The sequence below is a fragment of the Aminobacter sp. P4_D5 genome (genome assembly GCF_056401815.1).
Map to the genome: position 1 here is coordinate 1 of NZ_JBFUIP010000197.1, position 9646 is coordinate 9646.

Annotated in this window: 9 protein-coding genes; 2 read left to right on the forward strand and 7 right to left on the reverse strand. The window is 62.8% G+C overall.

The window, feature by feature from the left end:
- The 7 genes from AC1DWF_RS27345 to AC1DWF_RS27375 form a co-directional block, all read right to left on the reverse strand.
- A partial coding sequence (locus AC1DWF_RS27345; protein ID WP_476842278.1) for an ABC transporter ATP-binding protein occupies window positions 1-1755 on the reverse strand: 1755 nt, incomplete at its 3' end.
- Window positions 1756-1763: 8 nt separating this feature from the next.
- Window positions 1764-2708 (reverse strand): acetamidase/formamidase family protein, encoded by a 945-nt coding sequence (locus tag AC1DWF_RS27350; RefSeq protein WP_476782010.1) that lies wholly within the window; start codon window positions 2706-2708, stop codon window positions 1764-1766.
- Entirely contained in the window at window positions 2698-4284 is a 1587-nt protein-coding gene (locus AC1DWF_RS27355; RefSeq protein WP_476782015.1) for an ABC transporter substrate-binding protein, read from the reverse strand. Before AC1DWF_RS27355 ends, AC1DWF_RS27350 begins: the two co-directional genes overlap by 11 nt.
- A 101-nt stretch (window positions 4285-4385) precedes the next feature.
- Complete coding sequence (locus AC1DWF_RS27360) at window positions 4386-5306, reverse strand: ABC transporter permease (protein ID WP_476782011.1); 921 nt, start codon at window positions 5304-5306, stop codon at window positions 4386-4388.
- Entirely contained in the window at window positions 5303-6184 is an 882-nt protein-coding gene (locus tag AC1DWF_RS27365) for an ABC transporter permease (protein ID WP_476782016.1), read from the reverse strand. The genes AC1DWF_RS27360 and AC1DWF_RS27365 overlap by 4 nt, the downstream gene beginning before the upstream one ends.
- A gap of 1 nt (window position 6185) precedes the next feature.
- Window positions 6186-6791, reverse strand: coding sequence for an ANTAR domain-containing response regulator (locus AC1DWF_RS27370; RefSeq protein ID WP_476842279.1), 606 nt, complete (start codon window positions 6789-6791; stop codon window positions 6186-6188).
- Window positions 6788-7894, reverse strand: coding sequence for a transporter substrate-binding protein (locus AC1DWF_RS27375; RefSeq protein ID WP_476782013.1), 1107 nt, complete (start codon window positions 7892-7894; stop codon window positions 6788-6790). Before AC1DWF_RS27375 ends, AC1DWF_RS27370 begins: the two co-directional genes overlap by 4 nt.
- A gap of 185 nt (window positions 7895-8079) precedes the next feature.
- Here AC1DWF_RS27375 and AC1DWF_RS27380 point away from each other — a divergent pair, with 185 nt between their 5' ends.
- Both AC1DWF_RS27380 and AC1DWF_RS27385 read left to right on the forward strand, forming a co-directional pair.
- Complete coding sequence (locus tag AC1DWF_RS27380; RefSeq protein WP_476782014.1) at window positions 8080-8340, forward strand: hypothetical protein; 261 nt, start codon at window positions 8080-8082, stop codon at window positions 8338-8340.
- Between the two features lie 613 nt (window positions 8341-8953).
- A partial coding sequence (locus AC1DWF_RS27385; protein WP_476842280.1) for a sulfatase-like hydrolase/transferase occupies window positions 8954-9646 on the forward strand: 693 nt, incomplete at its 3' end.

Below are 9646 nucleotides of genomic sequence, written 5' to 3' on the forward strand. Positions count from 1 at the left end.
CTCGAGCACAAGCTTCCTTGGCTCGTCGCCGAGTTTGCGAACCGGGCTTGGGATTTCCCTGTCCATGCGTGCGAAACGAACACGACGCTGCACCGGGTCGGGAATCGGCACGGCCTCGATCAGCCGCTTTGTATAGGGGTGACGCGGATTGGCAAAAATCTGGTCGCGCGTGCCCATCTCGACGAKCTKGCCGAGATACATCACCGCGACTCGGTCGGAGATGTTTTCCACCACCGCCATGTCATGCGAGATGAACAAATAGGCGACGCCGAATTCGCGTTGCAGTTCCTTCAGCAATTCCAGCACGCGCGCCTGAACCGACACGTCGAGCGCCGAGACGCTCTCGTCGGCGATGATCAGCTTCGGCCGCAGCGCCAAGGCGCGGGCGATGCAGATACGCTGGCGCTGGCCGCCGGAAAACTCGTGCGGGTAGCGTTCCATCTGGTCAGCTGACAGGCCCACGCGCTCGAACAGGGCAGCGACGCGCTCGCTTCGCTCCTTTGGTGTGCCGATGTTGTGGATCAGGAGCGGCTCGGCGACGAGATCGCCAACGCGCATGCGCGGATCGAGCGAGGCGTAAGGGTCCTGGAAGATCATCTGGACGTCGCGGCGCACCGCCTTGCGCTCGTGTCGGCCAAGGCCGGACAAATTGCGCCCGCCGATCGAAAGTTCGCCGCTGTAAGGCACCAGGCCGGCAAGGGCCTTCGCCGTCGTCGACTTGCCGCAGCCGGATTCGCCGACCAGCGACAGCGTCTCGTTGGGTGCGATGGAGAAGTTTATGCCTTCAACAGCATGCACCCTACGGTTGACCCGGCCGAAGAAGCCGCCATGCAGGTCGAAACGTACATGCAGATCGCGCGCCACGGCGACCGCCGCCGGATTTGTCTGCTCGGTCTTGTCGCGGGAGCCATGGCGCGCGGCGCCAGTGCCCATGCGCGGCACGGCGGCGAGAAGGTCGCGGGTATAGTCGACTTCGGGCCGCTCGAAGATGTCGGCGACCTTGCCCTGCTCGACCATGCGCCCGTTGCGCATGATGATGACGCGGTCGGCCATCTCGGCGACGACGCCCATGTCGTGGGTGATGAGGATGATGCTGGTGCCATGCTGGCGCTGCAGGTCGCGCAGAAGTTCGAGCACCTCGCCCTGCACGGTGACGTCGAGCGCTGTGGTCGGCTCGTCGGCGATCAGCACGTCTGGCTTCAGCGCCAGCGCCATGGCGATCATGACGCGCTGGCGCATGCCGCCGGAGAGCTCGTGCGGATATTGCTTGAGCCGGCTTTCGGCTTCGGGAATGCGCACGGCTGTAAGCGCTTCGATCGCGAGCTTGCGCGATTCCGCACGCGAAAAACCGGTATGGGTCTCGATGGCCTCGACCAGCTGCCGCCCGATCGAAARCACCGGATTSAGCGAGGTCATCGGCTCCTGGAAGATCATGGCGACGCGATTGCCGCGGATGCGGCGCATGCGGCCTTCATCAAGCGTTGCGAGATCGGTGTCGCCAAGCCTGATCGAACCGGCGGAAATCCTGGCTGCCGGCTGCGGCAGCAGCGCCATGATGGCCAGCGACGTCATCGACTTGCCGGAGCCGGATTCGCCGGCGATGCAAAGGGTTTCGCCGCGCGCCAACGAGAATGTGAGGTCCGAGACGACCGGCCGCTCGCCGTCTTCGCCGCGCACCGAGACGGTCAGCCCGGTGACATCGAGCACCGGCTTGCCAGCGACCGGGGCGGCAGCCCCGGCGCTTTTGTTGTCCACCACTGCGGTCATTCGAACACGCAGCGCGGGAAGTAGAACGACACCACCCAGTTTGGCATGTCGACGATCTCGCTGATGCGGAGATCGCCGCACACTGACACCAGCATGTAGGCGTCGACCGGATCAAGCTGGTAGCGCGCCGACAGCAGGTCGACCATCTGGGCGACGGCTTCCTTGGCGCCCGTCATCAGGTCAGACCCGATGCCGGTGGTCACTTCGTAGCCCTTGGAATCGAGGTGACGCGTCACTGGGCCCGGCGTGGTGAAGCGCGGCATCTTCAGCCGCGCGTCCTTGACCAGATCGAGCGTCAAAACGACGTTCATCGGGCTTTCGATCGCCGTGCCGCAGACCTCGCCGTCGCCTTGGGCGGCATGGGTGTCGCCGACCGAAAACAGCGCGCCTGCAACCTCGACCGGCAGATAGAGCACTGTTCCAGCCGCCAGATCGCGGATGTCGAGATTGCCGCCGACGCGCCGTGGCGGCACCACCGAATGGTGGCCGTTTTCGGCGGGTGCATTGCCGATGGTGCCGGCAAACGGCTTGAGCGGCACGCGGCCGTTCTTGCCGAACAGCGCCGGCTCGAGCGAGGTCGCGTCGTATTTCCAGATGGTCAGCGCCGGGTCCTTGAAGTCGTCGGCGAGCAGGCCGAAGCCTGGAATGTTCGCCGTCCAGCCGAAGCCGGACGGTTTGAACGCATCGATCGTCACCTTGAGCGCATCGCCAGGCTCAGCGCCCTCGACATAGATCGGACCCGTCACCGGGTTGATCTGGCCGAAGTCGAGCTTGGCGATGTCGCCGACGGTGCTGTCGGCCTTGAGCTGGCCACCCGACGAATCCAGGCATTCGAATTCGATCGTCGAGCCGGGCGCCACCCGCTCGGCTGGGGCAAACGAGTTGTCCCAGCCGAAGTGATGGTGGCGTCCGTGGATGGTGTAGTTGCAGTTATTGCACATCGTTTACATACACATAGTCGTAGTTGATCGGGATATGGACCGGGTCGACGTAGAGCTTGTCGTCGCCACCCATGCGCGGCGACTTCATGGTGAAGCGCTGCTCGTTGAACACCGGCGCCCAAGGCGCGTCCGCCATGACCTTGGCGTAGATGTCGCTCCACATCTTGTTGCGCTCTTCGGCCTTGGCAGGATCGACGATCGAGTCGGCGGCAGCCGCCTTTTCGTCGAGGTCCTTGTTGCAGTACCACGACCAGTTCCAGCCGCCCTGTACCGCGCCACCGCAGCCGAGGATCGGACCGTAGAAGTTGGACGGATCGGGGAAGTCGGCGATCCAGGCCATGCCGCCAGACCAGATCATCGGAGCGCCGTCCTTTTCGCCACCGGCGGCAATCACGTTTGCCTGGGCGAGCGACTGGATCGAGGCCTTGATGCCGATCGCCGACAGATCCTGCTGGATCGCCTGGGCGATACGCGGGTTGGGATCGGTGTTCATGACGAACAGCTCGGTTTCAAAGCCGTCGGGATGGCCGGCCTCGCCGAGCAGTGCCTTGGCCTTCTCGATGTCAAAGGCGTAGCCCTTGAAGTCCTTGTCGTAGCCCGGCATCGACGGCGGCAGCGGCTGGTTGGCCGGCACCGCACGGTTGTTGATCAGCTTGACGATGCGATCCTTGTTGATCGCCATGTTGACCGCCTGACGAACCTTGACGTTGTCGAACGGCGCGATCTGCGTGTTCATTGTGACGTAGCCGGTCTGCAACTGGCCGCCTTCGACGACGCGGGCCTTCTGCTCGGGATCGGCCATCACTTCCTGGAACTTGGCAGGCGGAATGCCGTCGCCGGGAACGTCAACCTCGCCGTTCTGCAGACGCAGCAGGGCGACGATCGGCTCCTGGCCGATCTCGAAGGTGATCTTGTCGATATAGGGCAGGCCCTTGTGCCAGTAGTCGGCGTTGCGCTCGAAGACCAGGCGCTGGCCGAGCGTCCACTCGGCCATCTTGTAGGCGCCGGTGCCAACCGGATGCTTGCCGAAATCGGCGCCGTATTTCTCGACCTCTTCCTTGGGCACGACATGGCTGAAGTTGATCGCCATGACATGCAGGAAGGTGGCGTCGGGCCGCGACAGCTCGATCTTGACGGTCGAGGGGTCGACAACGGTCACGCCGGAGAGGCTTTCCGACTTGCCGCCTGCGAAATCTTCATAGCCGTTGATCGAGGCAAAGAAGCCGGCGCCTGGGCTCTGGGTCTTGGGGTTGGTGACGCGGTCGAGCGAGTACTTCACGTCCTCGGCCGTCATCTCGCGGCCGTTGTGGAACTTGACGCCCTTGCGCAGCTTGAAGGTGAAGGTCTTGCCGTCGGGCGAGATCTCGTAGCTTTCGGCGAGCTCGGGACGAAGCTTGGTCGTGCCCGGCTCATAGTCCATCAGGCCGTCGAACAGGCTCTTGATCATCGACCAGTTCTGCCAGTCATAGCCGATTGCCGGGTCGAGCGTCGCGACATCGTCCTTGTAGGTGATCGTGATGGCGCCGCCCTGCTTGGCTTTCGGGTCGAGCGTTTCCTGCGCCGTGGCCGAAGCCATGCCGAGCGCCAGCGCGAGCGCTGAAGTGGCGACTGTCGTTGTGAGCCAATGTTTCATGCGAGGTTCCCTTTTTGGTTTGCAGTCTTTTGGTTGGCCTTGGATCAGCGCAGCTTGATGCGCGGGTCGATGAACGGGGCGACAATGTCGGCAAGCAAATTGCCCAGAACGATGGCGCAGGCAGACACCAGCGTGACGCCCATGATGATCGGGATGTCGACGCGCTGGATCGCCTGCCAGGCGAGCTGGCCGATGCCTGGCCAGCCGAACACGCTTTCGACCACCACGATGCCGCCCATGAACAGGCCGATGTCGATGCCGATCATGGCGACGACGGGCAGGATGGCGTTGGGCAATGCGTGACCGAACAGCACGGCGCGCTGGGCAAGGCCCTTGGCACGCGCCGTGCGGATGTAGTCCTGGCGCAGCACGTCGATCATCGACGAGCGCATCATGCGCGAATACCAGCCAGCACCGAGGATGCCGAGCGTCAGCGACGGCAGCACCATATGCCGCCAGGTGCCGTAGCCGCCGATCGGAAACCAGCCGAGCTTGACGGCGAAGACGTAGAGCAAAAGCAGGCCGACGACGAATTGCGGCGCCGACACGCCGATGAACGAGCCGACCATCAGCGCCTGGTCGGTGGCCGTGCCGCGCTTGACCGCGGCGACAAGGCCCATGGTCAGTCCGATGACCAGCTCGCACAAGATGGCGCCGACCATCAAAAGCAGGCTTGCCGGCAGGCGCGCGACGATCAGTTCGCTGACTTGCGAGCGCTGGATGTAGGAGCGCCCGAGATCGCCACTCAGCAGGTTGGTCAGATAGCGCCAGTATTGAATGGCGAAAGGCTGGTCGAGACCGAGCTGCTGGCGGATGCTCTCGACAGTCTGCGGTGTCGCGCTGCGGCCGGCGATCTGGCGCACCGGATCTGCGGGCAAAAGATACAGCAAGGCAAAGGTGATCAGCGACACGCCAAGCAGGATGAGCGCTGCCTGGATGAGGCGGCGGGTGAGGTAAGCGATCATGCCCGGCCCCTTTGGGTGGGGTCGAGAATATCGCGCAGCGCGTCGCCGACCAGGTTGAAGGCGAGAGCCAGCGCCAGGATCGCCGCACCTGGAAAAAACACCAGCCAAGGTGCCGCCTGGAAATAGGTCTGGTTTTCGAAGATGATGTTGCCCCACGATGCGGCGGGCGGCTGCACGCCGATACCGAGATAAGACAGCGTGGCCTCCAGCAGCACCGTGGTCGAAATACCGAGCGTGCCCCAGACGATGATCGTCGGCAAAAGATGCGGCAGGATGTGGCGAAACAGGATGCGCGGTGTGCTCGCGCCGATCGTGCGCTCGGCATCGATGAATTCGCGTTCAGCGAGCGAGCTTGTTTCGGTGAAGATGATGCGCGCTGTCTGCACCCAGTTGACCAGCGCGATCACCATGGCGACGATCCACAGGCTGGGCTGGAACACCGCGGCAAGGCAGATGGCGAGCAGCAGGGCCGGAAACGCCATCATCAGGTCGGTGAAGCGCATCAGTGCCGCTCCGATGAAGCCACGGAAATAGCCGGCGGTGATGCCGACGAGCGTGCCGATCAGCAGTGCCGTGCCATTGGCGACGATGCCGATGATGAGCGAGGTGCGCGCGCCATAGAGCACGCGGGTGAGCAGGTCGCGGCCGAGAAGATCGGTTCCCAACCAGAAAGTGGCGCTGGGCGGCAAAGGCGCGCCCTCGAGCGTCAGCCCGTCGAAAAGCTGTTCGTTGGGATCATAGCCGGTGAGATAGGGTGCAAACAGCGCGCCCAGGACGGTGAGGGCGATAATCACCAGCCCGGTCATGGCCAATGGCCTTTTGAGAAGGCGGCTCCAGACACCGGCGCGGCGTTTCGCCGGCAATGCGATTGCCGGCATCTCAGGCGCGATGGGACTGGTCAACGCCGCCCTCCTTTTMCGTCATGGCGACGACGCGCCGGGCAGCTTCTTCGAGGCTGACCTGCCAGTTCATGGCGAGCGAGCGCAATTGCGCGTAGGCGCGTTCGTCGTCGCTGCCCTGGCTGATCAATGCAGTGACCGCGCGCACGATGGTCTGGCGCTCCGCCACCCGCGCCTGCAGCGTCGCGATCTCGTCGGCCAATTGCCGGCGTGCGGCAAAGCTCTGGCGGGCAATGAGCAGCGCACTGTAGACGCCGGAATTACCGACCGGCTTCAGCAATTGCGCATCGGCCTTTTGTGACAATGCCCATTCGATGCGGCCAGGCGCTTCCGAGCCGATCAGCGCGATGGTCGGCATGGGGGCTGCGCCGCGCGTCCACGGAAATTGCTGGTCGAAGCCAAGGTCGACGTCGAAGAACACGAAATCCGCGGCCAGCGCTTCCGCCGGCAGCTCGGGCCAGCAATTGATGGCCTGAAGGCCGATGGCTACGAGCTGTCGTGTGATCGCGCTGACGGTTGCATGCGGACGGTGCAGCACGAACGCCTTGGCGCCACCGAGATTGGGGATATGCGCGTTTCGGCTCATGACACGACCTTGAGCCGCGGGCGGCCGAATGTTTCGGTCCGGTCGTAGCGCGAAAGATAGGGGTCAGGCGCCATGCGCTCGATGTGGCTGACGCGTTCGAAGCCCAGGCCCGCGATACGGCCAATCTCGACGGGCAGCGTTGCATGCTGGGTCTGTGGGTCGATGGCGATCTCGCCGAACGGTGTCTGGTACCGGTTCGTCGCAAAAAGTGCGGGCAGTTCCGCGAAGCTGGCTTTCGGGTTGGCCGAAAGGACCTTTGCCAACACTTTGACCGAGGCGTAGGCCGACGCTTCGAAGGAGGAGACTGGCGCGTCGCCGAGAGCAGTCTTTTCATTGCGGAAGTAGGGGCCGACAGAAAGATGGCCTCTGCCTGCTTCGTCGATCGCCGGCAGCTCGCATTCGGTGAGGTTGCACGACAGGATCGGGCAGTTTTCCGGCCCGAAATGGGGATCGTTGCGCGCCAGCTCGGCATAAGCGGCAAAGAAGGCGTAGGATGAGGTTCCGATCAAATTGTTGAGGATGAAGGCCGGCCGCGTCGCCCTGATCTCGTCGATCAGCCGCGCGACATCGGTTTCGCCGATCGGCAAATAGCGCTCGCCGAGCACCTTGCCGCCGGCGTCTGCGATGAGGTCGCGGGCGACGCGGTTGGTTTCCCAACCCCAGATGTAGTTGGAACCAAGCAGGAAGCCATCGGTGCCGAAGCGCGGCACGATATGTGCCAGCAGCGGCACCAGATGCTGGTTCGGGCACGCATGCATGTAGACCACATGCTCGTTTGCCTCGAAACCTTCATGAGGGCAGGCATACCAAAGTGCTGCGCCGGCCTTCTCCAGGACGGGGATGACTTCCTTGCGGCTCCAGGAGGTGACGCACCCAATGACGTGCCGCGCGCTGCTGTGGCGCAGGATCTCATCGCAAAGCGGCGCATAGCGGTCGATATTGCCGCCCGGGTCGCGCTCGACGGCCGTAAGCTCGATTGTGCTTGCTGGATCGGCGTTGATGTCGGCGATGGCGCGCATGACGCCGGCATAACAAGCGTCGGCGACGAGCCGGTAGCTGCCCGAGCGCGAATACAGCACGCCGATTTCGATGCGCGACTTCAAAGAATYTCCCCCCAAAAGCAAAAAATGCCCCGCAGCCGCCGCCGCAAGGCGAGGCACACGAGGCATGTTTGCCGTCCGGCTATCGAGACCGGTATTTCCCTCAGGGTAACCTGAACTGCTCGGCAGTCAAGGGTGAAAGAATGATGATGGGTCTAGAAACAATGTGACCTCCGGAGAGCACAAGTTTGGGTAACCGCGCCGACATCAAGGAGGACATCAAGGAGAATGAGGCGACCCATGCCTTTGAGCGCCGCATGAAAGAGCAGCGCGGGATCGAGACCGGTCCAGCGATCGCGCCGGCTGAATACACGCCCGGGCTCTACCTGAAGTACCTTCCCACCGAGGAGGCCGAGCAGCCGCCGCGCTCGATCACACGACAATTGTTGTCGATCGTGTTTTGGAGCGGCGTGGCCTGGGCATCCTTGAGCCTAGCGAGTCAGATTTAGCGCGCTCGGCAATTCGCTCGCGGATGGTCTCGCCTTACCAGATTGCACCGTTGTCTGGCTTTCTTATTGGGAACCTGATTGACCTAACGACGTTAAATCGAGCGGAGCCGAATGGGCTAGACTAGGTCTACACCTTCCCGTCAGCAGACCCCCCGCAAGGGTTGGTCAGTCCGTGAGGCGTGTTCTTTGATCCTTCTCTGGCACGCTTCAAAATGGGGGGCCTGTCGGCGCGCGAACCGGCAGGCCTTCGAAACATGTGCCAGACTCCTATACCTGATTACGTCTGCTTTCGGACGTTCGTTATTCGCAGATCGCCTTGTTTCGCTCCCGATCTCGCACGTTCGCGATCAATCGATGGTTGAGCAAGCGACCACCCCCCAAAAGCGGCGTCGGGACTGAGCGCGAATAAGATTGACGTTACGTCATCTAGGTTGCACAGTCCCGTCGCACATCTGACGCTTCAAAATCGGTCGCATGCAAGGGGAATGGAGTCTTTGACTGCCCCGATCCGCATTCGCGCGTCGGGCGAACATTTCACCCAACCTTTCGCTCGTTCTTAGGGAGCCTGAGCCGTACCGGCCGAGGCTGCCGCTGACAGAGAAGGATATGTGATATGAAAGCAGCAGCAACCTGTGTTGCAGCGGCAACGGCCATTGCCGCCGCTCTTCTAAGCACCACCTCGATGGTCCAGGCGCAGGAGCAAACCAAGCCCAACATCCTGTTCATCATGGGCGACGACATCGGCTGGATGCAGCCGAGCATCTACCATCAGGGACTGATGGTCGGCGAAACACCCAACATCGATCGCATCGGCAAAGAAGGTGCGAAATTCATGACCTACTATGCCGAGCAGAGCTGCACGGCTGGTCGTACCGCCTTCATCACCGGCATGCAGCCGGTGCGCGTCGGCATGGTCCTGCCGGAAATTCCCGGAAGCCCATCCTATCTGCGGGCCGGCACGCCTCACCTCGCCAGGTTCTTGAATGATCTCGGCTACTCGACAGGCGAGTTCGGCAAGAACCATCTCGGAGATACCACCGAATCCCTGCCGACGGCACACGGGTTCCAGGAATTCTGGGGCTATCTCTATCACCTCGACGCCATGCAAGGCGTGAGCTTCCCCGATATCAACAAGACCCCAACCGAGCAGGGGATCGCGCCACCTTGCAAGAACACGCCGATCCCCGGCTTAACGGAAAACCCGGCAGCCGTGGACCCGAAGACCACGACCTGCCTGACGCCGCCGCGTCCGATGCTCGCCTGCACATCCTCCGACGGGTCGCCGGCCAACCAGACATGCAAGGAT

Coding starts and splice junctions, on each gene's coding strand:
- AC1DWF_RS27355 (WP_476782015.1), bottom strand. CDS start 4,284: ATGGCTTCGGCCACGGCGCAGGAAACGCTCGACCCGAAAGCCAAGCAG.
- AC1DWF_RS27365 (WP_476782016.1), bottom strand. CDS start 6,184: ATGCCGGCAATCGCATTGCCGGCGAAACGCCGCGCCGGTGTCTGGAGC.
- AC1DWF_RS27350 (WP_476782010.1), bottom strand. CDS start 2,708: ATGTGCAATAACTGCAACTACACCATCCACGGACGCCACCATCACTTC.
- AC1DWF_RS27360 (WP_476782011.1), bottom strand. CDS start 5,306: ATGATCGCTTACCTCACCCGCCGCCTCATCCAGGCAGCGCTCATCCTG.